This is a genomic window from Rossellomorea vietnamensis (genome assembly GCF_025398035.1).
GTDB classification, from domain to species: Bacteria; Bacillota; Bacilli; order Bacillales; family Bacillaceae_B; genus Rossellomorea; species Rossellomorea vietnamensis_B.
On sequence record NZ_CP104558.1, the window covers coordinates 1,726,361 to 1,752,772 of the forward strand.

The 26,412-nt window shown below is 45.1% G+C and carries 28 protein-coding genes and 2 riboswitches; of the genes, 9 read left to right on the top strand and 19 right to left on the bottom strand.

The window, feature by feature from the left end; all coding sequences use genetic code 11:
• Window positions 1–114 precede the first annotated feature (114 nt).
• On the bottom strand, window positions 115–315 hold the full coding sequence (locus N5C46_RS08855; RefSeq protein ID WP_034762315.1) for a cold-shock protein: 201 nt from the start codon (window positions 313–315) through the stop codon (window positions 115–117).
• 244 nt (window positions 316–559) lie between these two features.
• Between N5C46_RS08855 and N5C46_RS08860 the strand changes: the two genes are divergently transcribed.
• Entirely contained in the window at window positions 560–772 is a 213-nt protein-coding gene (locus N5C46_RS08860; RefSeq protein ID WP_261751737.1) for a hypothetical protein, read from the top strand.
• Between the two features lie 78 nt (window positions 773–850).
• Here N5C46_RS08860 and N5C46_RS08865 read toward each other — a convergent pair whose 3' ends face one another.
• From N5C46_RS08865 to N5C46_RS08875, 3 genes are all read right to left on the bottom strand, one after another.
• On the bottom strand, window positions 851–1,051 hold the full coding sequence (locus N5C46_RS08865; protein ID WP_034762311.1) for a cold-shock protein: 201 nt from the start codon (window positions 1,049–1,051) through the stop codon (window positions 851–853).
• Between the two features lie 292 nt (window positions 1,052–1,343).
• Complete coding sequence (locus N5C46_RS08870; RefSeq protein ID WP_082386265.1) at window positions 1,344–1,490, bottom strand: DUF3934 family protein; 147 nt, start codon at window positions 1,488–1,490, stop codon at window positions 1,344–1,346.
• A gap of 85 nt (window positions 1,491–1,575) precedes the next feature.
• Window positions 1,576–2,349: a MerR family transcriptional regulator gene (locus tag N5C46_RS08875; protein ID WP_261751738.1), complete on the bottom strand. Its 774-nt coding sequence runs from the start codon at window positions 2,347–2,349 to the stop codon at window positions 1,576–1,578.
• Window positions 2,350–2,503: 154 nt separating this feature from the next.
• Here N5C46_RS08875 and rluF point away from each other — a divergent pair, with 154 nt between their 5' ends.
• From rluF to N5C46_RS08890, 3 genes are all read left to right on the top strand, one after another.
• The gene (gene rluF, locus N5C46_RS08880) at window positions 2,504–3,211 is read left to right on the top strand and encodes a 23S rRNA pseudouridine(2604) synthase RluF (protein WP_261751739.1); all 708 of its coding nucleotides are present in this window, start codon (window positions 2,504–2,506) and stop codon (window positions 3,209–3,211) included.
• 170 nt (window positions 3,212–3,381) lie between these two features.
• Window positions 3,382–3,999 (top strand): DUF47 domain-containing protein, encoded by a 618-nt coding sequence (locus N5C46_RS08885; protein WP_079531227.1) that lies wholly within the window; start codon window positions 3,382–3,384, stop codon window positions 3,997–3,999.
• A gap of 14 nt (window positions 4,000–4,013) precedes the next feature.
• Window positions 4,014–5,012 (top strand): inorganic phosphate transporter, encoded by a 999-nt coding sequence (locus N5C46_RS08890; RefSeq protein WP_261751740.1) that lies wholly within the window; start codon window positions 4,014–4,016, stop codon window positions 5,010–5,012.
• Window positions 5,013–5,057: 45 nt separating this feature from the next.
• On the opposite strand, the gene N5C46_RS08895 is transcribed toward N5C46_RS08890, so the two are convergent.
• The 6 genes from N5C46_RS08895 to N5C46_RS08920 form a co-directional block, all read right to left on the bottom strand.
• Window positions 5,058–5,429, bottom strand: coding sequence for a DUF2500 domain-containing protein (locus tag N5C46_RS08895; RefSeq protein ID WP_261752318.1), 372 nt, complete (start codon window positions 5,427–5,429; stop codon window positions 5,058–5,060).
• A 129-nt stretch (window positions 5,430–5,558) separates the two neighbouring features.
• Window positions 5,559–6,032 carry a response regulator gene (locus N5C46_RS08900; protein WP_261751741.1) on the bottom strand — a complete coding sequence of 158 codons (474 nt, stop codon included), beginning with the start codon at window positions 6,030–6,032 and terminating at the stop codon, window positions 5,559–5,561.
• A 75-nt stretch (window positions 6,033–6,107) separates the two neighbouring features.
• Window positions 6,108–7,139, bottom strand: coding sequence for a Delta(5) desaturase DesA (locus N5C46_RS08905; RefSeq protein WP_261751742.1), 1,032 nt, complete (start codon window positions 7,137–7,139; stop codon window positions 6,108–6,110).
• 266 nt (window positions 7,140–7,405) lie between these two features.
• Entirely contained in the window at window positions 7,406–8,380 is a 975-nt protein-coding gene (locus N5C46_RS08910; protein WP_336275565.1) for a TRM11 family SAM-dependent methyltransferase, read from the bottom strand.
• Between the two features lie 51 nt (window positions 8,381–8,431).
• Window positions 8,432–9,217: an SDR family oxidoreductase gene (locus N5C46_RS08915; RefSeq protein ID WP_261751743.1), complete on the bottom strand. Its 786-nt coding sequence runs from the start codon at window positions 9,215–9,217 to the stop codon at window positions 8,432–8,434.
• A 108-nt stretch (window positions 9,218–9,325) separates the two neighbouring features.
• A complete protein-coding gene (locus N5C46_RS08920) occupies window positions 9,326–10,189 on the bottom strand; it encodes a 5'-methylthioadenosine/S-adenosylhomocysteine nucleosidase (protein ID WP_261751744.1) in 864 nt (287 codons plus the stop codon).
• A 135-nt stretch (window positions 10,190–10,324) separates the two neighbouring features.
• Window positions 10,325–10,428, bottom strand: a riboswitch (purine riboswitch).
• 176 nt (window positions 10,429–10,604) lie between these two features.
• On the opposite strand from N5C46_RS08920, the gene N5C46_RS08925 reads away from it, so the two are divergent.
• Window positions 10,605–11,504 (top strand): Gfo/Idh/MocA family protein, encoded by a 900-nt coding sequence (locus N5C46_RS08925; protein WP_261751745.1) that lies wholly within the window; start codon window positions 10,605–10,607, stop codon window positions 11,502–11,504.
• A gap of 152 nt (window positions 11,505–11,656) precedes the next feature.
• On the opposite strand, the gene mmuM is transcribed toward N5C46_RS08925, so the two are convergent.
• On the bottom strand, window positions 11,657–12,607 hold the full coding sequence (gene mmuM, locus N5C46_RS08930) for a homocysteine S-methyltransferase (RefSeq protein ID WP_261751746.1): 951 nt from the start codon (window positions 12,605–12,607) through the stop codon (window positions 11,657–11,659).
• Window positions 12,576–13,988 carry an S-methylmethionine permease gene (mmuP, locus tag N5C46_RS08935; RefSeq protein ID WP_261751747.1) on the bottom strand — a complete coding sequence of 471 codons (1,413 nt, stop codon included), beginning with the start codon at window positions 13,986–13,988 and terminating at the stop codon, window positions 12,576–12,578. Before mmuP ends, mmuM begins: the two co-directional genes overlap by 32 nt.
• Window positions 13,989–14,080: 92 nt before the next feature.
• A riboswitch (SAM riboswitch) is annotated at window positions 14,081–14,187 on the bottom strand.
• A gap of 139 nt (window positions 14,188–14,326) precedes the next feature.
• Between mmuP and nei the strand changes: the two genes are divergently transcribed.
• Entirely contained in the window at window positions 14,327–15,163 is an 837-nt protein-coding gene (gene nei, locus N5C46_RS08940) for an endonuclease VIII (RefSeq protein WP_261751748.1), read from the top strand.
• Window positions 15,164–15,226: 63 nt separating this feature from the next.
• Here nei and N5C46_RS08945 read toward each other — a convergent pair whose 3' ends face one another.
• The 7 genes from N5C46_RS08945 to N5C46_RS08975 form a co-directional block, all read right to left on the bottom strand.
• Complete coding sequence (locus tag N5C46_RS08945; protein ID WP_261751749.1) at window positions 15,227–17,443, bottom strand: ABC transporter permease; 2,217 nt, start codon at window positions 17,441–17,443, stop codon at window positions 15,227–15,229.
• On the bottom strand, window positions 17,443–18,144 hold the full coding sequence (locus N5C46_RS08950; protein WP_261751750.1) for an ABC transporter ATP-binding protein: 702 nt from the start codon (window positions 18,142–18,144) through the stop codon (window positions 17,443–17,445). Before N5C46_RS08950 ends, N5C46_RS08945 begins: the two co-directional genes overlap by 1 nt.
• A 2-nt stretch (window positions 18,145–18,146) precedes the next feature.
• Window positions 18,147–18,776 (bottom strand): TetR/AcrR family transcriptional regulator, encoded by a 630-nt coding sequence (locus tag N5C46_RS08955; RefSeq protein ID WP_261751752.1) that lies wholly within the window; start codon window positions 18,774–18,776, stop codon window positions 18,147–18,149.
• Between the two features lie 146 nt (window positions 18,777–18,922).
• The gene (locus N5C46_RS08960) at window positions 18,923–19,495 is read right to left on the bottom strand and encodes a cysteine hydrolase family protein (protein WP_261751753.1); all 573 of its coding nucleotides are present in this window, start codon (window positions 19,493–19,495) and stop codon (window positions 18,923–18,925) included.
• A 184-nt stretch (window positions 19,496–19,679) separates the two neighbouring features.
• On the bottom strand, window positions 19,680–20,714 hold the full coding sequence (locus N5C46_RS08965) for a zinc-binding dehydrogenase (RefSeq protein WP_261751754.1): 1,035 nt from the start codon (window positions 20,712–20,714) through the stop codon (window positions 19,680–19,682).
• A 67-nt stretch (window positions 20,715–20,781) separates the two neighbouring features.
• Window positions 20,782–22,230: a protein adenylyltransferase SelO gene (locus tag N5C46_RS08970; protein WP_261751755.1), complete on the bottom strand. Its 1,449-nt coding sequence runs from the start codon at window positions 22,228–22,230 to the stop codon at window positions 20,782–20,784.
• 107 nt (window positions 22,231–22,337) lie between these two features.
• The gene (locus N5C46_RS08975; RefSeq protein WP_261751756.1) at window positions 22,338–23,732 is read right to left on the bottom strand and encodes an amino acid permease; all 1,395 of its coding nucleotides are present in this window, start codon (window positions 23,730–23,732) and stop codon (window positions 22,338–22,340) included.
• A 161-nt stretch (window positions 23,733–23,893) separates the two neighbouring features.
• Here N5C46_RS08975 and N5C46_RS08980 point away from each other — a divergent pair, with 161 nt between their 5' ends.
• The 3 genes from N5C46_RS08980 to N5C46_RS08990 are packed head-to-tail and all read left to right on the top strand — an operon-like array spanning window position 23,894 to window position 26,408.
• Window positions 23,894–24,799 carry an ABC transporter permease subunit gene (locus N5C46_RS08980; RefSeq protein ID WP_261751757.1) on the top strand — a complete coding sequence of 302 codons (906 nt, stop codon included), beginning with the start codon at window positions 23,894–23,896 and terminating at the stop codon, window positions 24,797–24,799.
• Entirely contained in the window at window positions 24,796–25,821 is a 1,026-nt protein-coding gene (locus N5C46_RS08985; RefSeq protein WP_261751758.1) for an ABC transporter permease subunit, read from the top strand. The genes N5C46_RS08980 and N5C46_RS08985 overlap by 4 nt, the downstream gene beginning before the upstream one ends.
• Window positions 25,818–26,408 (top strand): hypothetical protein, encoded by a 591-nt coding sequence (locus N5C46_RS08990; RefSeq protein WP_261751759.1) that lies wholly within the window; start codon window positions 25,818–25,820, stop codon window positions 26,406–26,408. The genes N5C46_RS08985 and N5C46_RS08990 overlap by 4 nt, the downstream gene beginning before the upstream one ends.
• Window positions 26,409–26,412: the final 4 nt, after the last annotated feature.

Here is a 26,412-nt window from a genome sequence, read left to right on the forward strand (position 1 = left end):
GGGGCTAGCCGCCGGAGCTAGCAGTCACCTAAAGCGGAGGCGGCCTGTCCACCCACGACTCATCTCCAATAAAAAAAGGACCCTCCTGAGAGAGTCCTTTTTTCTTAAAAGCTATTACGCTTTAACAACGTTAGTCGCTTGAAGTCCACGTTGACCTTGCTCAGTGTCAAATGTAACTTTTTGACCTTCGTCTAGAGATTTAAATCCTTCGCCTTGGATAGCTGAGAAATGTACGAATACATCTTCTCCACCTTCGATTTCGATGAAACCGAAACCTTTTTCTGCGTTAAACCATTTTACTGTACCTTCTTGCATGTGTGTATCCTCCTGTGTGGATATTGCATCCACGATTTATTACTATCGTTGCTCAAGTTAGATATCAAAGGCGAAAAGTTTAAAACTTATTCTTTCCTTACAGACCGAACAAAAATAATTCTTACTAAGATTAACAGATATTCTGTTAAAAAGCAAATCCGGCCGGAAATTCGCTCCCACTCTCTCTCCTTAAAGGAGAATATCGCCTCTTTGTCGAAAGTAAAGATATAAAGGAGATGGCCGAATGAATAAAAGCACATTACTAAAAAAGCTGAATCAAACAAGTCGCGGAAACTTTTTCACGATCGAACTTCCTGTGGAATCCAGGGAAGAAGCAGAAACCATTGAAAATGTGGCAGCTGAATTAGAAAGAGAAGGAAAGATCAAGATCAGGGAATGTGAGTTGAAGGAAACGTTCATCTACATTCAAGGAATCATAAAATACGCATTGACGTAACTAAAAAGGTGCCTAATTGCAGGCACTTTTTTTTGCAAAAAAAAGGACCCTCAGAGAGAGTCCTTCTTTTTAAAGCAATTAGATTTTGTTAACGTTAGTCGCTTGAAGTCCGCGTTGACCTTGCTCAGTTTCGAATGAAACTTTTTGACCTTCGTCTAAAGATTTAAATCCTTCGCCTTGGATAGCTGAGAAATGTACGAATACATCTTCTCCACCTTCGATTTCGATGAAACCGAAACCTTTTTCTGCGTTAAACCATTTTACTGTACCTTCTTGCATGTGTGTATCCTCCTGTGTGGACATTGTATCCACGATTTATTACTATTATTGCTCAATTAGATATCAAAGGCGAAAAGTTTAAATACTTTCATTCCTTACAGACCGAACAAAAATAATTCTTTCTTAGAATAACAGGAAATCGTAAAAATAGCAAATTCTTTTTTCACTTCTAAAAAATGCTTTAGAGAAAGTCGCTCTTCATCATTTTCTTTATATATAGAAAGAAGAGGCAATTCCATTCCCCTAGCTGCAGAAAAAAAGCCCACTACCAAAAGGTAATGGACGTGCATTCTTAGTCTTCCTGCTTGTTTCCGTGTTTTACACCTTTACTCGTATAAGGCTTATTGCTCTTTTTCTTATTGGCGCCTGCCTGCCACCGGTTCCAGCCTTTTTTGCCGGTGCCCTGGCCTGTTCCGCTCTTTTTCTTAGGTTTACTCATTTTTTCACTCCGTTATGATGAGGTTCGTTCTTTCAAGTTCGTCCCCATATCATAACACGGATTAGTCGGTCAGGGTACTTCTTGTTTATTCCACTTCTTTTTTCTGCCCGGTATAAATGTGGATCGCATCCCTCAGGAATTCGGCCACTCCCTCTTGTTCCCCATCATAATAGGCCTTGAATCGTTCATCGTCCACGTACATCTGGGAGAGTCCTGCATGGGCTTCCTTGCTGTAGTGACCCCAATAGAAGGAAATCCACTGTCTGTGAAGATCAGCCGCTTTCTGTGCCATTTCACTTCCAGGATCACCGTCTTGAAATGCTTCTCCCAGCATTTTTTTGATTTCCTGCTCGAGTCCCGTGACCTTTTCATACTCTTCCTCTGACATGTTCATGACTTTCGCGTTGGATTCATCCACACTCTTGTCACCATATTTCCCCCTCACTTCTTTCCCATACTTTTTCTCATTCTCTTCCACCATTTTTTCTTTGAATCCATTAAATTTTTCTTTATCCGACATGGTCATTCTCCCTTCTTTTACACCTAGTGTTTTATCGACATTCGCAATCAGTTGATCAAGCTGAGCGCGTCTGTTCAGTAATATTTTCCGGTGTTCCCGTAATGCAAGTGTTGCGTCAAAGGCGGGATCATCGAGAATATCCTTGATTTCATCCAGTCCAACACCTAATTCTTTGTAAAAGAGGATCTGCTGCAGGCGGTCGACTTCTTCCTGTCCGTAGATCCTGTAACCTGACGAATTGATCCTGGCCGGCTTCAGAAGCTCAATTTCATCATAATAACGGATGGTCCTTGTGCTCACCCCAGCGATCTCCCCTAATTTCTTGACGGTATATTCCATGATGTCACCTCCTGACATTTCTTACTTTACAGGTTGACGCAGCGTGAATGTAAAGGGATTTCTTCCAAAAAGGGCGAATGTGGATTTCCTTGAAAATAACGTGCCAGTCCGATATTCTTAGTATAATCACTTTGAGTATAAGGTTGTGTTGAATATGCGAATTAATAAATATATCAGTGAAGCTGGGAAGGCGTCGAGACGCGGTGCCGACAAGTTGATCACGGAAGGCAGGGTCACGATCAATGGACGTGTGGCGAAGATCGGTGACCAGGTGAACCCAGGTGACGATGTGTTGGTGAGCGGAGCACCTGTAAGGGTCGCCCGGAATAATGTATATATCGCTCTGAATAAGCCTGTTGGAATAACGAGTACAACAGAAAAAGGGGTCAAGGGGAATATCGTGGATCTCGTTAATCATCCCCTGCGAATATTCAATATCGGACGCCTGGACAAGGACTCCGATGGACTGATTCTCCTGACGAACGACGGGGATATCGTCAATGAAATCCTCCGTGCGGAAAACCAGCATGAGAAAGAATACATCGTTACGGTTGACCGACCGATTTCCGAAGACTTCCTCAAGCAGATGTCAGAGGGCGTCAAGATTCTTGGAACGAAAACACTGCCATGTAAAGTGGAGCAGATTTCGAAATATGTATTTCAGATCACCCTCACCCAAGGGTTAAACCGACAGATCCGCCGCATGTGTGAAGCCCTCGGATATGAGGTATACCGATTGCAGCGTACACGGATCATGAATATACAATTAGGAAATCTCCCTGTCGGACAGTGGCGCGATCTTTCAAAAAAGGAAAAGGCGCGATTGTTTCAGGATTTGGATTACGAACCAAAAGAATGGTAATAACAGACAGGACCGGTACCTTGACTGCCTAACAGTCGGGTTACAGGTCCTTTTTCTATCTTTTCAGGCTCCAGGAAACGAATGGATTTCCTCTTCTTATTTTCGACAATATACGCTATTATTAAATGGTTTAGAAATTCTAACTAGATTTTGTGGAGGTTTGAGAACATATGGTTTTCAAGAAAAAGGATAAATTCGCTATTCTTCTTAGTCAAATAGCTGGTAATTTGAAAGAGAGTGCGCATTATTTTGCTGATTATAAACTGAATAATGTTAGCGACCTAAAAGAATTTTCCGGTCAGATGAAGGAATATGAAACAAAAGGGGATTCGTTTGTGCATGAAGTCATTTTGGACTTGAACAAAGTGTTCATCACACCGATTGAACGGGAAGATATCCTGGCCCTGGCTATGAGCATGGATGATGTATTGGATGGGCTCGAGCATACATCCGCCATGTTTGAAATGTATTCCATCACTCAGGCAGATGAATATATGCTGAAGTTTGTCGAAGCGATCCGTCAATGTTCCGATGAGATTGAATCGGCTGTCGAACTGCTATCCACAAAGAAATGGATCCAGATCAGAGAGCATGCCATCAAGATCAAAGATTTAGAATCAAAATGTGATGGGATTCTCCGCCAATCCATCAAGCATCTCTTCCATACAGAAAAAGATCCCATTCGTATCATTCAATACAAGGAGATCTATGAAGAGCTTGAGGAAATCGCAGACTATTGTCAAAATGTGGCCAACACGTTTGAAACCATTATTATGAAGAATGCTTAAGGAGTCTTGCAGGAATGGATACAATCTTAATTTTAACCATACTTATCGTTGTGGGGGCCCTTGCATTTGATTTCATCAACGGGTTCCACGATACGGCCAATGCCATCGCGACAGCTGTATCGACAAAGGCACTAAAGCCCAGGCATGCCATCATCCTGGCAGCCGTCATGAATTTCGCGGGAGCTCTCGCATTTACAGGAGTCGCCAAAACGATCACCAAGGACATCGTCGACCCCTTTTCCTTGGAGAATGGGACGATTGTCATCCTGGCAGCGCTCCTTGCCGCGATTACGTGGAATTTAGTGACGTGGTATTACGGGATACCGAGCAGTTCCTCCCATGCATTGATCGGGGCGATCGCAGGGGCTGCCATTGCGGCGGCTGGTGTCTCAGCGTTGAATTACAAAGGGTTCATTAAAATCATCCAGGCGTTGATTTTTTCACCCCTATTGGCTTTTGTCATCGGGTTCATCATCTATAGCATATTCAAGGTCGTTTTCAAAAATCGAAATTTGGCGAAAACGAACCGAAATTTCCGTTCGATTCAGATTGCAACAGCGGCACTTCAATCGTTCACCCATGGTACGAACGATGCGCAAAAAGCGATGGGAATCATCACCATGGCCTTGATCGTGAACAATTATCAAACCTCCGATGATATCCAGACGTGGGTTCAGGTTTCCTGTGCCACGGCCATGGGTCTCGGGACCTCGATCGGCGGATGGAAGATCATCAAAACCGTTGGCGGAAAGATCATGAAGATCCGACCGGTGAATGGTGTGGCAGCTGACTTGACGGGAGCAGCCGTCATTTTCGGGGCTACGGCGATTCACTTACCCGTCAGTACGACACACGTCATCTCTTCTTCCATTCTTGGAGTGGGTTCCGCTCACAGACTGAAGGGTGTGAAGTGGGGAACGGCTCAAAGAATGTTGATCACATGGGTCATCACATTGCCCATTTCGGCAAGTCTTGCCGCCATCTTCTTTTATATCCTGAATCTATTTTTCTAATAAAAAGGAAGTCAGAAGGGAGCATCCTCCCCCTTTGACTTCCTTTTATTGTTGCGCTTTAAGATGACTACGCTCGAAACCGAGGTAACGCGTGCCCTGGAAGGTCAGATCCCCTTCGTCCCCTTCTACAAGCATTCCATAATTCTTATCATTCACTTTTAATTCGATCCTGTCTCCGCTTTCCACTTCGAAGGTGATGTAATAATGGCTATAAGCCCTGCTTTCTCCTCCGCCTTTCACAGCCGTCCGTTTCCCCAGCACCTTAGCCCCTACATTCAAGACAGGCGATTGATTATTTTGACTCCACTGTGATACTCCTTTTACGGCAGAAAACAAAATGAACGAAATCACGATCACAAAGATGATCCCAATGAAGATCGGGACCACTTGAAACATAAAGTCTCCTCCACCATTCATACTCATTTCCCCCTCCTGCTCTTTTTCTACATTTTAACATTTTATTACGTATATGAGTGGGGGATTCTGATGATGACAAATAAAAAAAGTCAGCCCCCACTGTGATGGTGTGAGGTGCTGACGAATCATTCACCCTGTCGGATGCTTCATCTTGTCCATGATCATCGTGAAATAGTTCTTCTTCACCGGTCCCGGTGCATGGGGGATTTCGTATAATGCAGGTTCCTTCTTCTCCACAAGTTTGGAAGAAAAGACTTGCTTCCCCATCATCATACGGCGAATGGAAGAGGTCAATTCTTCACTCGGACTATCCTTTAATAAGTAACCTTTTGCACCGGTTGCCTGTACCCTTTCCAGGTATCCCTCTTTAGGGAAGGTTGCGAGTACCAGCAGTCGACATTCCGGCACGTCAAGAGGTCCGTCCCTCAAGAGATGTTCAATGTCGAGGATAAGGATGTCTGGTTGCATGTCGTGGATGAGTTCCAGTGCATGCTCCCTGTCCCTCGCCTTTCCCACTATTTCCATGTCTTCTTCAAGGCTGAGCAGTGCGCCGATTGTTCCTAACACCCATTCTTCATCCTCTGCTATCACGATGCGAATCATATATGTCCTCTCCTTTTGAACCGTATCAAGTAAAGACTCCCCTTATATGAATATCATAAGGAGAGTCGGCTGCGTTTATAATTCAGGTTTGGCTTCTGTGGAAATGCGCGCGCTTGATTTCGCTGAGGATTTGATGCCCCTAAAGCTTACAAACGTCTTATTTTCTTCGTCCCATAACTTGAAGCGAAGGGATTTCAAGCTCGTTAAGAGTGAAATCGTCGGTACATTCTGTAGTGGCTCCGTATTTTCATGAGCTTGCTCCAGCTTGTAATTCGGTACCCTTGGACTGAGGTGGTGGACATGGTGATAGCCGATATTTCCAGTCAGGAACTGCATGACCTTCGGAAGCTTATAGAATGAGCTTCCCTCCACGGCTGCCAGCACATATTGCCATTCTTTGTCTTCTTCAAAATAGGAATCTTCAAACGTATGCTGTACATAGAATAACCAGATTCCGATCGAACCTGAAACCATGAAGATCGAACCTTGCACAAGAAGAAATTCCTGCCATCCAAGCGTGACAGAAAGCAGTGCAATGAGAGCCACGATGATGACATTCACTAAATACGTGTTATTGCGCTCTTTCTTACGAGCGTTCTTACGGTTGAAACGATTTTTCAATAGGAATACATAAATCGGTCCCAGAACGAACATAACGAACGGATTGCGGTAGAAACGATACGCTAAACGTGTTTTCAAAGGTGCTGCTATATATTCGTCGATTGTAAGGGTCCAAATGTCACCGGTTCCCCGTTTATCCAGATTCCCACTTGTCGCATGATGGACGGCATGATCATGTCCCCACTGATCGAACGGGAACAGTGTCAGTACACCCATGGCCGTTCCGACTGCCCGGTTGGCTTTACGACTTTTAAAGAAAGAGAAATGGGTGCAATCATGAAAGATAATGAAAATCCTCGTCAAGAATCCTGCGGCGATCACGATTGGAACGAGGGCGAGCCAGTATGATATCGACAGACTTTGATAAGCAAGGAACCATAATAGAAAGAATGGTCCAAGCGTATTGATCATCTGCCATACACTTTCTTTCGTTGTTGACTTCTCATAAGGGGCAACTTCTTTTTTTAACGTTTTTATATTTGTCATGTCATTATTCCCTTCGTTTAAGGCGTTGGATTCATTATAGGATAGAGGGGGGCATCGTGTTAGTAGTAGGTGTCATATGCTGGGCATGACAAATGTCATAAGGGAGAAAATGTCATGCGTTTACATTACCTGAAACCCTTGATAATACTGACTTCCTCTCACTCATCGTAACGTTCAATTTACCTTTATTATTTTTGAGAAAAAGAAATATATTCTTGTTTTGGTGAAAAAGTGTCATAAAAAAAGAGCGTGGTCTTCCACACTCTTTACGCGCATACTAGTATCTGTCTGACAAATCTTCCTTTACTTACTTCACAACGGTCGACAATATCGAAGCCCGCTTTTTCAACATTTCTATCCACATCTTCCAACGTCACGACCACGACCTTTTCAGCGAATCGCCTCGCACTCTTGAGCATTTCAAGTTGTTCATCATCCGTTATGACGGAGCAGAGATTATAAGGTAGATCAATGACAGCGACATCGTAGCTGCCGGTTACATCATTGATATCTCTTAATGACACTTCCCCTTCCAATCCAAAATGAGCGATATTCTCCCTTACTCCGTCAAGGATCAACGGATTGCGGTCACTGCCTACAATATCGATACCCATGGACAGGGCTTCTACCAGGACTGTCCCGATTCCACAGCATGGATCGATCATCTTGATGCCTTCGGTTTCCGGCGCCGCAATGTTCACGACGGCTCTTGCCACACGGGTACTCAGTGCAGTGGAATAGCTGTGAGGCTTTTTTACATGATGAAGCCATATCGCTTCATTTTTCATATAAGCCCCAAACACCCAGCGTTCACCGGTGTTGATGACACCGTACCAAATATGGGGATCGACAAGTTCTGCTTCGCCTTTCAGATGCATGCCGATTTCCTTCTCGATTTTCCGCAGTTTCTTAAAGCCGACTCTGTCTCCATCAGGATTTTGTACAAACACGACCTTAAATCCATCCACTGCGTCTAATCGCTCTATGTGATGAAGTAATTCTTCCCATTTAGCACCTTCGCATATGATCTCCAGTCTCTCCCGGATGAAAGGGCTTCTGCTTGGATCGACCTTCACTGTACTTTCAAGAATACTAGATTCAGAAGCCTCTCCGAACAGGCTGCGTCTTTCCAACGCACATAAGGACTCCTCGTTCGGCTCCCATGAAAACGTATATAAATAGTGTTTCGTTTCTATTGTAATCAACTCCGTGTGAGGTTTTGCATTTCTCCATTGTATCACAAAAAAGGAAGGGACCCCTTCACAGGGTCTCCTCCCTCCTTATTGACGGAATCAGATTTCCATTTCCCAGCGCTCTGCTTGTGTCTGTTTCAACTGTTTTTCCGTTTCTTCCGGATAAACAGTACGGAATTTATGGTTTTCAGCAGGGATGATTTCAATCATCTTTTGAATCATATCTTCAGGATCGAACTGATCTTCCAGCCCTTTCTGCTGTTCCAGAATATCTTCTTTGCGGGTGAAGTTCTTCTCGTCATCGAACCATTTCCAAATTTCTTCCCCGCTCCGCTTATTGAATCCGGTTTCGAAGGCCCCTGGATTGATGGTGGCAACTTTCACTCCAAATTCTTCAAGCTCGGACTTCAAGGTTTGGGCAATCCCTTCAATCGCGTGTTTGGTTGCCGTATACGGACCAACATAAGGCGTTGCTGAGATACCGGCCATCGAACTCAAGAACACAATTTTCCCGCTTCCTTTCTTCACGAGCTTTTGGGCCGCCAGCTGAACCGTTTCCAGGGTGGCGAACACATTCACTTCAAACAGTGCACGAAACCGGTCCATCGGCACTTCCCCGAGTGGTCCTCCCTCATTGATGGCCGCATTGGCTACAAAGACATCGAACTCATACTTCGATATTTGCTCGCGGTCCCTTGCGTTCGTTATATCAAGCTTAAATACTTCCATATTCAATCCTTGTTCATCCGCTTCTCTCATCAGGTCGGTCTTTTGCGAGGTTAGCTCTGTCGTCGCAATGACACGGTGGCCCTTCTTCGCAAGACCAAGAGACGCTCCCTTGGCGAGACCGCTTCCCGCGCCAGTAATAAAAATTGTTTTACCCATTCAGTTTCCTCCTTGGCAATCTAGTATGGTATGTTCTTCCCTTTAACAGAATCAGTAAAACTTTTCAATATAAAAGGGACCGACTACGGGTCGGTCCCTTATGATGAATTACTCCATCTCTCTAATATACTCTTTCACGACTTCATACACATACCCCTGGTTCGCAGCTGCTGTGTCGGGATTGTACGCTCCGCCGTTCGTTTTGTTATTTGACAGTACACGGATTCCAAGGAAAGGTACATCATATGCTCCGGCGATTTGTGCCGCTGCTGCCCCTTCCATTTCCTCTACGGATGTACCGTATTTGTCATGGAACCATTGTATGCGGTCCACTTCGTTATTCCATACGTCAGCAGAGCCGATTGTTCCTTCGACGACCTTGCCTTTTTTATATGTATCTTTAACGGCATCAGCCGCTGCAAGCAGTGACTCGTCCCCATCGTAATAACGGATTTTTTCTGCATTAGGGTCTTCCCCGGCACTTCCTTCAGATGCCATCAGGTCCATCGGCTTCCAGGCAGTAGGTTCGATTCCTTCTTCATCTGCCATGTTCCCCGTTTTTAATGAACCAAGATTGACAGTTCTTTCCCCGAGTACGATATCAAACACGTTCAATGCCGGATCATGACCGCCTGAAGTCCCTTGATTGATGATGGCGATGGGATCATATTTTTCAATGGCGACAGCCGTAGCCGCTGCCGTATTTTCCATTCCTTTACCCGTCTTGGCAACGATGACCGGGTAATCGTCCACCGTTCCTTTATAAAAAACGAATGAGCCGGATGTTTCTTCCTTTACATTCTTAAGTTTTCCAGCGAATTTTTCAGCTTCAATGGGCATCGGCCCCTGAATCAGAATCGGCTGCTCTTCCTTTTTTTCTTTCGCTTCCGTTTGTTTCGTTGAGCTGCATCCCGTAAATAAGGATAAACCTAGTACAGATACTGCTGCGAGTGATGCGATTTTCTTTTTCATGTGAATCTCTCCCTTTTCATGGTGATTGAATCCCGCTGATTTTGGTCAAAAGAAAAAGACCTGTCATGGTAGAGTGAATCTACGTTCCAGATCTCAGAAGTCAAAGTAAAAGCAAAAACGGCAAAAAAACCGTAAAAACCGAATACTTCAACCCGTAGTCCGGTTCTTATAATGGGAACCGGGTAGAAACGCTCAGACCATATTACTGAGGATATACGAGTGACGATATGTAATGGTGGTACGGTGTAACTATAACAAACCCTCTTCTTTTAATCAACCAAAATACGAATTTTATTTTAATTAATTTAGTTATTGTTCGTGTTTGAAAGAATGTCTCTCTGTCAGTTTGAAAGCGTTACATTTGAAATCCTATTGTAGAATACTATAATAAAAGAAAAATGAAGAGGTGAAGACGATGAAAATCGGTCTTATCGGATTAGGGGATATCGCAAAGAAAGCTTATCTTCCTGTCCTATCTGAAAAAGAAGGCATTGAATTGGTCCTTTGCACAAGAAATGCCAAGACGTTACATGCACTTGGAGATAAATATCGAGTGGAGAAAAGGGTTCAGACGGTTGAAGAACTGATAGCAGCAAACATCGATGCTGCCTTCGTCAGTACTGCCACTGAAGCCCACTACGAAATATCGGAAAAGCTCCTTGAGCACGGCATTCATGTATACATAGACAAACCGATCTCCCTCAACTTCAGGGAAACCGAACGAATCGTTCAACTTACAAAAGAGAACGGGAAGATTGCCATGGTTGGATTGAACCGACGCTTCATTCCAAAGGTAAAGGAACTGAAAGAGCACGGAAAACCGAGCTTCTTGTTGATGCAGAAAAATAGGTTTGCTGCACCGGACAAGGCAAGAAGATTTGTTGTCGAAGATTTCATTCATGTAGTAGACACTCTCCGCTTCCTGATGGATTCAACTGTAAAAGATGTAAAGGTCCAATCCTTTAAAAAAGGAGATCTCCTTCACCACCTCGTCATACAGCTCATCGGTGAGGACTGTACGGCAGTCGGCATCATGAATCGTGACGGAGGCGTGACGGAAGAAATCATTGAATACTCTGCCGGACATCATAAGTACGTCGTCGACAGTCTTGTAGAAACGACTCACTACCATAACAAAGAAAAGAGTGTTTCCTCCTTTGGTGACTGGGAGCCGACACTGTATAAACGGGGATTCTACGATCTGGTCGATCACTTCCTCGCCTGTGTGGAAAAAGGGCAGGAACCGGACCCTTCCATCGAGGATTCTTTGATCACCCATGAGATTTGTGAAAGAATTGTGGGAATGATCGACTAATTGAACGAAGGGGAGCCTTGCCATAGTGGGAGGGGCACGTAACCCACCCCTATATCTCGCCAAAGAGAGGTTTTCTATTCAATAATAGTAGCCATAATCATGCAAAGGCCCAAGTGGTTCACCACTTGGGCCTTTGCATGTAAGCATATGGATTACCTCCACCTCTTCGCCAACGCCTCAATATCCCCCGGATGTGTACGGCAGCAACCACCAATGATACGGGCTCCTGCTTCATACAAAACTACTGAATCTTCATCAAACTCACAACATGCTTCCTCCCCATTCCACGTTTTAGTCTCAGCATCGTACGTTTCACCTGAGTTCGGGTACACAATGATTGGCTTATCAGTATGCTTGTTTAGTACGTTCATCGCAAACTTAGCCGCAGGAATCGGTGTACAATTCACACCAATCGCAGCGATTTGTTCATGATCATTGAACACCCGCGCGCACTCTTCAATCCCCGTTCCATCACTTATCGTCTCTCCATCCTTTAATGAAAAAGACAGCCATGCCCAAGTTTCCGGAAATTCTTTTAAAAGCGAAGCGAGTACTTTTGCTTCCTGCAAAGATGGGATGGTTTCGAATGCCAGCACATCAGCACCCGCCTCCACTAATGCCTTGATTCTCGGATAATGGAAATCTGCTAAAAGTTGATCACTTACACCATAGTCCCCTACATATTCAGAGCCGTCAGCAAGGTATGCCCCGTAAGGTCCTACAGAACCGGCGACGATTGGTTTCGGACGATCCCAATTCACCTTCTTTTCCTTCCAAAAGTCATCCCGAGCCTGTCTGGCAAGAGTAACTGTTTTCTTGATTAATTCCAGCGCTTCCGTTTTCTCTATTCCACGCTTCAGAAAACCATCCACCGATGCCTGGTAGCTGGCTGTAATCGCACAATCGGCTCCCACACGGAAATAATCAGCATGAACCTTCTCAATCGCTTCCGGTTCTTCAAGGAGTACACGGGCTGACCAAAGGGGATCATTTAAATCACAGCCATGGGATTCCAGCTCTGTGGCTAATGCTCCATCCAAAATCATCAGGGAATGTGTTTGTAAAATCTCCTCAATGGGATTCAGCTTCAGTTGCTTCGACATGATCTGTACCTCTTTTCTTCACGGATTGTGTCAGATAATAGCTTCCATAACAAACGGCGATGAACGGGATCCCGCAATAAAGGGCGATCCTCTGAGTGGGATCAAAGGCAATGCCGATACAGGAAGCGAGACAAAGCAGAAATGATGCAACGGGAACCAGTGGATAGAGCGGCGTCCGATAGGCCAGGTCTTTCACATCGTTTCCTTCCCTTATGTATTGTCTTCGAAATAGAAATTGAGCAGCACTGATGCTCATCCACACGATCACGACGGCAAGACCTGAGACCGAAACCAATACGATGTAGACCGTCCCCGGTGCAATGATGCTTGAAAGCAAGGACAGTCCCCCTCCAAGCATGCTACACACAATCGCATTAAGAGGGATCCCCCTATCAGTCAATTTAGCGAAAATCGGGGAGATCGTTTGCTTATCAGCCAGAGACCATAGCATTCGGGAAGAAGCATACAGACCTGAGTTTGCCGCTGATAAGATAGCCGTGATAATGACAAAATTCATGATATCTGCGGCAAAAGGAATTCCAATCCGTCCAAGCACTGCGACAAAAGGGCTTTCCAATACACCGGCTGACTGGCTCGGTAATAATGCAGATAACACGACAATCGTCCCTACATAAAAGAGAATCAATCTCACAAGCGTAGTGCGGATGGCTTTAGGAATCGATCTGGATGGATTCTCTGTTTCTCCCGCCGCTACTCCGATCAGTTCTGTTCCTGAAAAAGCAAAATTCACGGCAAGCATGGTCATCAAGATGGCAAATGCCCCGTTCGGAAATAACCCTGAATCGGTGATATTCGAGAAAAATGGAACGGGCTCTGAATGACCAAGGGGGATGAACCCGAATATCGCCCCTGCCCCAATCACAATAAACCCCACAATCGCAATCACTTTCACTAAAGAAAACCAAAATTCAGATTCAGCAAAAAAACGCACCGACAATGCATTAAGGAAAAAAATCAACGCAGCGAAGACCGCGCTCCAAATCCATACACTAATCGAAGGGAACCAGCGCTGCATCATCAAGCCGGCCGCCGTGAACTCCGACCCCAATGCCACCGTCCATGTCAGCCAATATAACCAGCCCACTGTATAACCGGTCCCCGGACCAATGAATTTTGCAGCATAACTATGAAAGGATCCGGTCTCCGGCATATGGACAGATAGCTCGCCTAAACACAGCATCACTAGATACACCACCAGCGCACCGATTAAATATGCAAGGATCGTCCCAAATGGACCAGCCTGATGAATGGTATAACCCGAACTCAAGAAAAGCCCGGTTCCGATCACCCCTCCAAGACTCAGCATCACTAAATGCCGTGTCTTCATCTTTCTTTTGAAACTCTGTCCTGCGTTTTCCATACAAACACCCTTCCTTCTAAGTTAATTGAGGAATGAGTGAACAAACAAAAAACGCACCCTGAACGAGTGCGTCACCGACAAATAAAAGATTGCTCCTATCTATCAGGGTTTGAATCACCCGCTGGAATTAGCACAGTATCTTCGCAGACCTGTTGCTGAGGCTTCAAAGGGCCAGTCCCTCCACCTCTCTGGATAAGAAAATATTTTGATTTTTTAAAACTCTATCAATATATCGGAATAATGTCAAGACCCTGAAACCGATAATGTAGCCCAACCCATCCAATGGTTACATGAAGGTATAATTAGGGAACAACTATTGTAAAAAAGGAGAAACCGCCATGCCAGAAGGTCCAGAAATCAGAAGAGCAGCCGATAACGTTGAGCGTGCTCTTATAAATAAAACAGTGGAAGATGTTTATTTTGCCTTCCCTCATTTAAAGGACTATGGAGAACTGCTGAAGGGGTCTAACGTGACAAGAGTCGATACGAAAGGAAAAGCCATGCTCATCCGCTTTGACAATGGATACACCATCTACTCCCACAATCAACTTTACGGAAAATGGTATATCAGAAACACCTACAATTACCCGAAAACAAATCGCCAGCTTCGATTAGCCCTTCATAACGAGAAAAAATCCGCCCTTCTCTATAGCGCGTCGGATATCGAGGTTCTCAGAGATGAAGAGGTGCCATCTCACCCATTCATCTCAAAAGTCGGGCCAGACCTTTTAAGCGAAGAGGTATCCATAGATGAGCTGGTTGGACGGATGAAGGACAAAAGATTCCGAAACCGGAAATGGTCGATTTTATTGCTTGATCAAGGTTTTGTCGCCGGAATCGGGAATTATTTGCGATCAGAAATTATGTTTATTGCCGGCATACATCCTTCCTTCAGGCCTGTCGACTGTACTGAAGATCAATTAAACAAAGCTGCCCATGCGATGATGGATTTAGTAAAGCAATCGTATGAAACTGGAGGTATCACCAATGATCCCGTCCTTGCTCAGAAACTGAAAGACAAAGGTGTGAAGCGATCCCGCTATCGTCACTGGGTCTTTAACCGTGAAGGGGAATCTTGCTTCATCTGTGGAAGCGAAATCGAGAAGACGGTAGCCGGAGCCGCTTCAAGAAGACTTTACCATTGTCCGGTTTGTCAAGGATCGAACGATAAATAAAAGGGAACGTGGCAATCTTAATGCCACGTTCCCTTTTAACTTTTTAACGTCAAACCACAGATTCTATTCCGTACTCCGGTTAATCGCTTCTTTCATCGATATCCCTTTTACTTTCCGGCGATTCAGCCACAGGGAAACATAATACGATAGGATCATGATGATGAAACTGATAATGACACTCATCCAATCCAGCCTGACAGGAATCGTCACATTCATTTCTGAAGTGATGGAATTCATAAAGGCTGAAATCGAGAATATCGTCACGGGAATGCCTATCGCATACCCAAGGATGATAAACCAAATGTTATAGCCGATCATCATGTTCATGATCGACTTCTCCCGGTAGCCGATGACTTTCATGAGTGAAATTTTGAATGAATTTTCCTCGATTAATAATGAAATCAATATATAGATGATGATTACCGCAATGATCGCCGCAACAAAGGCAATCGCTGCCACACCATAGTTCAACGGCTTGATCATTTCCTTGAAACCGTCAATCGTATCGGATGACTTTGTCATCGAGACAATCTGATCTTCCGACAAGTGGAGTTCTTTGTTTGAATAAATTTCCGTATAACTTCCCGACGGATAATCATTTAATCGGTTGAATTCATCGAGGGGCATATAGATCATATTTCCAAGATAGGATTCAGCGATGTGATCAATGGTGAGAGTAAAGGATTTGTCCGTCAATTCATTTGTTACATGAATCGAATCCCCCTCTTGAACCCCTAATTTATCTGAGAGTGATTTATTCATGACCACCGAATCGAATGTAAGCCTTTCCCCGCTTGCATCCTGCAATCGAATGGCTGTATTATCCGGCTTTAGGCCAGTGATCATCACGCTCTCCTCATCTGTGGTAAATGGTGCCACGGATCCCACCTGTCCAGAGTCAGGCTCTTTGGTCTTGGGAGCATTGAATAGATAGCTATACTCATAGTCGTATACTTGTTGAAAATTATCGGTCACGAGAAACTCCATCGAATTCTTGGTGACGAATCCGAACAACAATAATAATGTCGCAAACATCACACCTATGATCAAAAACAGTGCCCTGGGAAGGTTTCTCATGATTTCCCTAATCACGAATTTCCGGTGGAACGGCAGCTTCTTCATTTTAAACAACCGCTCCATCCTGCTCACTTTGACCTTTCGTTCTCCACCTTTTATCAAACTCACCGGCGGGATCTTCAAGACACGGTGAACCAAGTAATAGGTGAACGGGAGGAACAGCACAAGTGGCAGGAAGATACTCACAAGTAAATAACCCACATGCAGTTTCACATCCAGTACGGGCAGATTATAATAAGCCGCGAAAGTGGATAGCAATGGATGCAGGAATATCCAGCCAAGGATCGTACCGACCACGCTTCCTGTGGTAGCAAGAATTCCGGCGTAAGAAAGATAATGACGGATAATTTCCTTTTTCCTGTAGCCGAGGGCATACAATGTACCGATCTGTACATATTCCTTCTTCATTAAGCGCCACAATAATATAAGAATGATCACCATACTAATGAATAAAATACCGATCGGAAGAAATTGCCCCATCTTTTTGACACCGGCAATATCCCCTTTGATGAAGGAAATGCGATTATTATCTTTTTTATCCGTCCATTTAATGATCTGATTCGTTTGATTGATTTGCTTTTTCAGTTCTTCCGGGGAAACATCCGATAGACGGACACTATAGTAAATCCGGTGATTTTCCCACTGTGATAAAACAGATGGTTTCACGACGGCGACACCGAATGCATCAGGGTTTTTCAGGAAGCCTGCTTCATCCTTTAATGGATAGATGTAATCCGGAATAGCCATATAGCCTGTAACATGGAACGTTTCCCCTCCCAGTTCAACCATGTTTCCAATCGCCACATCATGAGCTTTGGCGAAACCTTTATCCACTAATATATCACGGTCCGACGATAGCTTTTCCCCTTCCACTACAGTGGGGAGATTGAGATCATCCGTCTCACCCAACAACCTGAGAGTCGAATCTTTACTATATGGAAGATCAATTGCCATCCTTTGCTCGATTACCGCGCCACTCTGATTTTCAATTTCTTCGATTTCATTCAAAGGCTGCTGGGTCATGAACTGAGCATCTTCTACTTTATTCTCGGTAAAAAATATTTGGAGATTATCAATGAGATTCGCTCCGGCTACTGTGAATGCGTAAAACACGATGGAGCTGATGACAATCAGACACCACGCTGAAAAGAACTGCGCCTTTTTTTCTATTATGGTCCGAAACAGCTTTTTCCGAAGAGGCATCACCACTCAACCCCTTCAGCGGAGGTTTGATGTTCATTGACAAAGTCGGATTCTACCTTTCCATCTTTCAATGTGATGACCCGGTTCGCCATGCTTTTGATTGCCTGGTTGTGGGTGATGATCAGGACTGTCGTGTTAAATTCTTTATTCACTTTCTCGATCAACTGCAGAATTTCTTTCGATGTGACCGAATCCAATGCTCCAGTCGGTTCATCACATAATAATAGTTTCGGAGCTTTCACGACGGCACGGGCGATCGAGACTCTTTGCTGCTGCCCTCCGCTTAATTCCCGGGGAAAGCGTTCCTCCATCCCCGACAATCCAACAGCATGAATCACCTCCGGAATAGACATTGACTCCCGGCTGATATTCGCCGTCAATTCGATATTTTCATAGACCGTTAAATTCGGGATCAGATTATACATTTGAAAGACAAAGCCAACGTCTTCCCTTCTATAATCCACAAGCTCTCGGTCACTCAATCGGCCGATGTTTTTCTTATTGACCACAATGCTCCCTGAATCAATTGCATCAATGCCTCCAATGGCATTCAACAATGTGGACTTCCCTGAACCCGAGGGACCGAGGATGACGACAATCTCCCCCTCCTCCACCTCTACATGAATATCCGTCAGTGCCTGAAAGGTCGTTTGGCCGCTTTGATAGGTTTTATGAACTCCATTGATGCTCAAGATGCTCATGTTCATTCCTTCTTTCCCGGTTTCATTTTTCCTTCAAATAAAAATCGGATGTGCCTCGCCAATTGCTCCTTGTACGCTTGATGATCCATTTCTTCGTTATACATATAGAACATCGTATCGGACATGGCGGCACTATAGATGGCATAAGCCGCTTCTTCCGGATCGACCTTTACGGCAAAGCAATCCGAATGCCTTTCGATTAAATACATGACCCACTTCATCATCTCTTCATCAATGCCGAATAACCCCTGTCTCAACCGGATGCTCTCTTCCACTTCTCCCGTCATCACGTGAAAAAGCTCGCGCCAAAATGCTTTCGGATAATGCTGAAAAAATGCTGCAAATCCCTGCATGGCACCAACCACACTTTCTACCAGATCTCCACCATCTTCTGAGGAAAACGGATCTTGAAGCGCTTCTTTCATCCCCTCCGCTTCTTCAGTGAAAATCCGCAATAGCAAAGACCCCTTAGAAGGAAAATAATTGTAGATGGTACCGGTCCCCACTCCTGCATCCTTCGCTATTTCAACCATGGAAGCCGTTTCGAATCCCTTTTGAGAAAAAATGTTCTTTGCTGATTCCATGATGTTTAGCTGGGTTTGCCGTTTTTTATCTTCACGTAATCCTGCCATGATCAATGCTCCTTTGATTATAAAAATATGAACGCGTTCATTTATGAATACATTCATATTTTAACTGGAAGAATATTGATTGTCAAACCGTGCTTGTCCATGACATAACAAAGCCCACTTCATCAAATGAAGCGGGCTCGTACTTTCTACATTCCATATTCCTTCCGATACTCATCATGCTTTGGCTGGAACAGTTCCTCATTGGATGGCCTTACATCCGAAAAATGATCCACATTGTAATGACCCCTTAAAGCGACATTATGATGGGCAATGATTTGCTCCGCCTTCAAGGCTTGTGAGTCCTTGGTGGAATGGCCGTCAGCTACCAGGGTGACATCGAATCCGCTTACCGTCGCATAACGGACAGCCGTATCGATGCAGTGCTCGGTCTGACAACCCGCAATCACGATATGCCCTACTTCTTTTTCTTTTAAAAAGGAAAGTAACGGCGTCCCGTAAAACGAGTTGGTAGCGAGCTTATCAAATACCTCTGCATGATCCGGGATCTCAAGGTCCCGATGTACCCCGAACCCTTCGCCGGTACCACCTGCGACGTCTTTATCCCTGATGAAGACGATGTGGGCGTCCGCTTCCTTCGCCTTGCCGATCACTCTGTTGATAGTCTCGAGCAGTTTTTCTTTTTGAAAGACCGCCTGTTCCTTTTCGTTTCCTTCCACTAACTCCTGTTGTACATCAATGACAAGTAATGACTGCTTCACATATAAAACCCCTTTACGATTTAAGTCCTCTTTTATATGGATGTCGTTCGGTCATCTTTTTCATCATGAACCGCCCCCTTTAAAGTCTATATATGTATAGTTCGGCTTAGCCCCCGTACAATCCTTTAACACAGTAAAAAATAGCCCGGAATCACATAGGACTCCGAGCTTTATCACGTGTATATCAGGGAAGCAGGACGATCTTCCCCAGTTTTCCTGAATGTTTAAAATAGGTTTGTGCTTCACTGGCTTGCTCGAGTGGGAACGTCCGATCAATGACCGGCTTGATTTTCCCTTCAGAGATTGCATCAAGCATACGTTCGAACTCTACTCTTGTCCCTAACACCGACCCATAAAACGTGATATGTTTTAAATAAAGGGTTCTGAAGTCGAGTTGTGTTTTCTGACCACCGGCTGATCCGGATATACAGAATTTTCCCCCTTTTTTCAAGACTTCAAGGGAGGTTTCGAATAGTGCATCCCCTACTACATCCAACACGGAATCGACAGGCCCTCCATTTACATCAAGTATTTCCCCGGCAAGATTTGCCGACTTATAGGACAATACGTGTGTGGCACCAAGCTCTTTCATCCTGTCTTCCAAAGCCAAGTCTCCTACTATGGCAATGACCTTTGCTCCGAATACCCTGGAAGCAATTTGAACATTCAATGATCCTACACCGCCGTTGGCACCTGTGACGACGATCGTTTCCGAAGGCTGAGCCTTAATCTGTTCCACCATATGCCATGCCGTCAAACCGCTGACGGAAAACACGGCACTTTCTTCATATGTGGAGAGAGGCATATCATAACAAAGTTCCGAAGGCCAGACGACGTATTCAGCATATCCCCCGTCATATTCGGAGCCGATGAATGACATATCGTCGGATATATGTTCGCTTCCTTCCACGCCGCTTGAAGTGAAGGGGAACAGAACAACATCTTTACCCAGCATGGTTTCAGAAACATCCGCACCCACTTCTACCACTTCACCTGTGATATCCGAACCGGGAACCCTTGGAAACTGGACCCCTTCAGGCCGCCACCCAGACTTCTCTTCCGTTCCATAGGCGCCTTCTCTCATCCAGATTTCAGTGTTGTTAATGGCACACGCCTTTACTTTGACAAGGACTTCCCCCTTTTGAGGGACGGGGACCGGAATCTCCGCGACTTCGAGCTTGTCGACATCTCCATATCCTGTAACTTGAACGGCCTTCATGAGCGTTCCACCTTTCCATTATCCTGGTTATAGTGTTGCCGAAAATCCTACCCTCAACCCATTATCGTTACGTTCCACAAAAGGTACGGTAAGGACGGGTCGTCGGACTTGGAAGCGTGCAGTACTCTTCCTGGTCGGTAGAGTAAGCGTACGGATCTTTCAGAACTGCCAGCAAGTCATTCATGACAGTGAGATCATCCTCTTCGACTGCTGCCTTAAGGGCTTCTTCGACCCTGTGGTTGCGCGGGATGACCGACGGATTACTCGTGCGCATCCGCTGCTTGGACGCTTCCATCGTCTCGTCCTGTCTGCTCAGCCTTTCTTTCCAACGTTCCTTCCAAGACGTAAAGTCAGATGTGTTAAATCCTTCTGACTTTTCACGACCCAACGTCAGGCTCCGGAACGTATTTGTAAAGTCGGACTGATGCTTATGCATGAGATCCAGCAGTTCTTCTGCCAACGCGCGATCCCCTTCTTCTTCATTGAATATCCCAAGCTTGGCCCTCATGCCGTCAAGCCAATGTCCTTCATACAACTTCGGAAACTCCAGAACCGCCTCCTGTGCAAGCTTGAGGGATTCTTCCTGTTCAGGATGAAGGATCGGGAGCAGGCTTTCGGCAAAGCGGGCGAGGTTCCATCCTGCGATCGGCGGCTGATTCCCGTATGCATATCTCCCTTGTACATCGATGGAACTAAAGACCGTTTTCGGGTCATACGTATCCATGAAAGCACAAGGTCCGTAATCAATCGTTTCCCCGCTGATCGTCATATTGTCCGTGTTCATGACACCGTGGATGAAGCCCACCATCTGCCACTTGGCTATCAGGGCTGCCTGTCGTTTGATGACTTCTTTCAATAGGAAAAGGTAGCGGTTTGGAGCATCCTTTCCCTCTGGATAATGGCGCTCCAGGGTATAATCTGCCAGGGCACGGAGATCATCCACCTCCCCGAACCTTGAAGCAAACTGGAACGTCCCGACGCGGAGATGACTGGCCGCCACCCTTGTCAGGATCGCACCCTCTTGTTCCGTTTCCCGGTAAATGGGCTCACCCGTTGTCACTACCCCCAGACTCCTGGTAGTCGGAATCCCAAGTCCGTGCATGGCTTCACTGATGATGTGCTCCCGGAGCATGGGACCGAGTCCTGCCCGACCGTCCCCTCCCCGGGAATAAGGGGTTCTTCCTCCCCCTTTAAGCTGAATATCGAATCGTTTTCCCTCCGGTGTGATTTGCTCGCCAATCAGTACAGCCCGTCCATCACCGAGCATATTGAAATGACCGAACTGATGGCCCGCATAGGCTTGGGCAAGGGACTCGGCTCCTTCAGGGATTTCATTGCCCGATAGGACATCCGCTCCAATTTTTTCGGCATCGAGCCCCAGGGACTCAGCAACCTTTTCATTTAGAACCATCAGCTTTGGTGCACGAACAGGTTCAGGAACCTGAAGGGTGAAAAATGTTCCAGGAAGGCTTTTATAACTGTTTTCCAGATTCCAACCTGCTTTCTTTTCCATCATCGTCCTCTCCTCCTTTTCAATAAATAAAACAAAAAACCATAGACATGTTCTATGATTTTTTGGTGAAGTTTCGTTTTATCTCCCTTCCATTATACCTTTCTTTCCCCCTAATGTCCTTTATGGCCTCTGCGGAAAACACCCCAATACGAAAGGTAAATCACAAGGATCAATCCCAATGAGATGAATAACCCAATCCGTTGATTCGCGTGGACCATGGCACCTGAAATCGCCAGTAGGATCAAAGCGATCCCGAGGTAGGAGGTAAAGGGATATCCAACCATCTTAAACTTTCCATTCGCTGCATCATAGGAAGGATGGAGCTTAATATGGGATACAAGGATGATTCCCCAGTTCAAGATCAACATGACTCCCGCTGCAGTGGTGATATATTCATACACTTCATTGGGAAGGAGAAAGGAAAACAGAATCGATATCCCGAGCCCGACCGCTGTAATCATCAAGGATTTCACTGCCACACCCCGATCATTTTTTTTAGCTAATCCTTTCGGCGCATCTCCATCGACAGCCAGGGAAATCATCACATTCGTTATGGAGAATAAGGCACCGACCATCGTCGAGAAGGCAGCACTGATGATGATAATATTGAAAATCGAATCAAGGAACGGGATGTGATACGCCGAGAGCGCCGTTACAAACGGGCTTTCTGACTCGTTGATCTTGGTCCATGACACCATGCTCATGACAAAGAACAAGGAAAGAACATACACCGTCACCAGGGAAAACAACGTGCCCTTGCCCGCTTTCGGGACATCTTTCTTATCACGCAGTTCATTCGAAGCGATACCGAGAACGGCAATGCCCCCAAATGAAAAAAACACGAAGATCAAAGCCGCCCATGTTCCCTTGATACCCATTGGCATAAAAGGAGAAATACCGGCATTTCTGGCAGATTGAAGCTCGGATGGCGTGATGATATGAAATAAAAGCAGGGCACCGAAAAGGATGAATATAAGCAAGGTCGACAATTTGATCACGGCAAATACCGATTCGATCTTCCCGAAATTACTTGCTCCCAGTAGATTGATGCCAAAACCCAAGACGGCGTAAAGAATGGAAAAGGTCCATAACGGGACGTGGGGAAACCAAAACTGTGTGAACGTCGATAAAGCCACGATTTCACTGGACATAATCAGGATACCCGATAGCCAGTACATCCACCCTGAGACAAACCCGAATGAATGTCCGAATGCCTTCTTCGCATAAATCCTGAACGTCCCCTTTTGTGGATCATTCGTGATCATTTCCGCCAGGGCACTGAATACGAAGTAAGCGGTCACTCCTGCAATCATATAATCGATGAGTATGGACGGGCCGGCCGTCTTGATGGATAACCCCGTTCCGAGAAAGAATCCCGCTCCGATGACGGACCCAATCCCAATCAGGGACAGCTGCCACCAGCTGAGCTTGGTCCCTTCCCTTTTCTCCTGCTTCTTCTGTTGGTGATGGGCTACCGTCTGAGTCAATAAATGCTCGTCCTTCATTCAACCATCCTTTCGTCTGTATCTACTACAGATAGGATTTTCATCGGTGCGGATTACTATACAAAGGTTGTTCACCCAGTAAATTAACATAATTGTAAAAATTAAAATTATTTTGAAATTTTTGTAACGCGACGTTATACTATTTCTAAAAGACATTGGAGGTGTGTCAACTGAGAAGATTATCTATCGTCAGTCTCCCCATTCAATTCATACTCACATGTATCGGTCTATTCCTTTTCAGCGCTGCAGGTTCTCTCCTTGCATACGATACTGAATTGGTCATCATGCTGGGGAAGTATCTCCAAACCATTCAGGAAATGGCCCGTGAAATCCTCCAACCCGGATCCATCATCATCAGAGTCGGCGATCCGATGGACTATAAGAGCTATCCGATTTACCCTTTGTTCTTCCAACTGTTCGGCTATTCGTTCTCGCTCCTGCTGCTTGCCTTTTTCCTTGCTGCCGGCATGTCTTCCCTAATAAGCTACTTGTTTATGTTTTTGCCCAGGAAGGTTTACCGGGTTTGCTTTCGCTTACTCGATTCACTGGATTCCCTTCCGGACGTCATGATCATTGTATTCATCCAGCTATTCATCGTCTGGTTCTTTAAGAAAACGGACATCCTGCTGTTTGAAATCTATACCCTTGGGGATGAAAAAATCTACCTTCTCCCGATCATTTGTCTTGCTATCATGCCGGTTGCCTTTTTGACAAAGCAATTTTTATTTCAGCTCCGGGAAGAAGAAGAAAAACCGTATGTAGAGTATTCCTATTCGAAAGGATTTTCAAAGGCCTATACAATCTGGGTTCATTTATTCCGGAACGTTTGGATCCACTTTTATTATCATATCAAACCGATTTTTCTTCTCATGCTTTCCAATCTGTTGATCATCGAGATTCTCTTTAACATTAATGGATTTATGAATGTGCTTCTGGATGTGTCAAGCAATACGCCGAGTGCCTTTTTTATCGGTATGCTGATGATTTACATACCTTTTTTCATTGTATTTACTTTGGGATCCGTATTGCTTAAGAAATGGCTGTCAGGCGGGGAGGTCAGTTCATGATCATTCTTAAATCATTCCGTTTTTGGCTTCCACTTGGTTTTCTCCTGATTCTGCTCTCAGCCAGCTTCATCGTGCCTGCAGTCTATCCGGAACTCCTTGAGCCCGGTCCGTCGTTTTTAAAAGACGAGGACGGAAGATTGATTGCAGATCCTCCATATTCAAGGGAAGAAATGGCCCCTTTGGGAAGTGATAAACTGGGACGGAATTTATTTTATCTGCTCCTTTCAGGTGCGAAATACACGTTGCTTTCGGCTATCGCCATCGCCCTCCTCCGTATGGTCGGGGGATTCTTGTTCGGTATCATGTATGCTTTTCTTCCCGATTGGATGAGACAGATGATCAAAGGAATCGGGGATACGTTCAACTTCATCCCCTTAGCGATCATTGCCTTCGTCCTCCTAAGCCCACTTCAGCTTGCATTTGAGTCAGGGGCTATGTATTCGTTTCAATTTCTGATCATCGAAATTGGGGTGATTGCCATTATTGTGATTCCTTCACTGGGGATGTATATCGGGGAAGAAATGAGAGAGTACTTGAAGAATGATTTCATTAGCGTTTCCAGACAGATTGGGGCGAGCAGATTTTATATCATCAGGCGGCATTTACGTCCACAATTCAGCCGTCATGCCCTCGTCATGTTCTCGGAACAAATCTCGCAAACCCTTTATCTACTTATTCAAATCGGGGTTCTTCATATCTGTTTGGGTGGTTTGAAAATAGCGAACTTCGGGATCACCGAGCCCATTCCTGAATATTTCTCTTACACAAATGAATGGGCGGCGACCATGAGCATCAATATTCAGATGGTCTTCCTCCATACGTGGCTCGTGTTGACCCCTCTCGCTTTCTTTGCCGTTTCGATTTTCTGTATCAATGAAGTGACCAGGTATTTAAAAGAAGTCCTCCTTGAAGATATGCTTCCTGTCTCGAAGGATAAGAAGCCTTCCAATAAGTCGGAAACACCAACATACCTTGAGGATCCGTTTACGTTCACAAACCGGTCAAGGGAGGAATTCCATTGAGGAATCGGCTTCTACTTATTTTTTTCACTCTCATATTCCTGACCGGATGCCGTGTTGAAATGGCCACGGAACTTCCTCCAAAACAGGAAGCTCCTTCCGGGGTCAGGATTGAATTGACCGGGACCGTACTCCTTCAGGATAATGAACTTGTGGTGGATGGACAAAGCAACCTTCCTAAAGACTCCATCATCTTTGCCGGCCTCAAGGAATACGGGGACCATGAATCGTATGCAAGGGTGATCAACTGGCAGGGGGAAGAAGACATGGAGTATGCCACCGAAAGTACCGGGGTAGTGGACGAAAAAGGGAAATTCCAGATCAAAGTGGAACGGGTCAACCCTGATAAACGCTACAAAATGGAGGTCCTCTTCAATCCCGCTATCCAAAAATCAAAGATCCAGGAAAAATACGGATTATGGGGAGAAAACATCGCTGCCACCATCGGCCGGACAGATTTCAAGTACAAAGAAAGAACAGTAACCGGCATCATTAAGGTCGCGCCCATCGTCAACATTTCTGACCCAAGCGGCAATGACGTAAAATGGAACCTGACAGACGTATTCAAAAAATCAAGGCCGATCAAATGAAAAA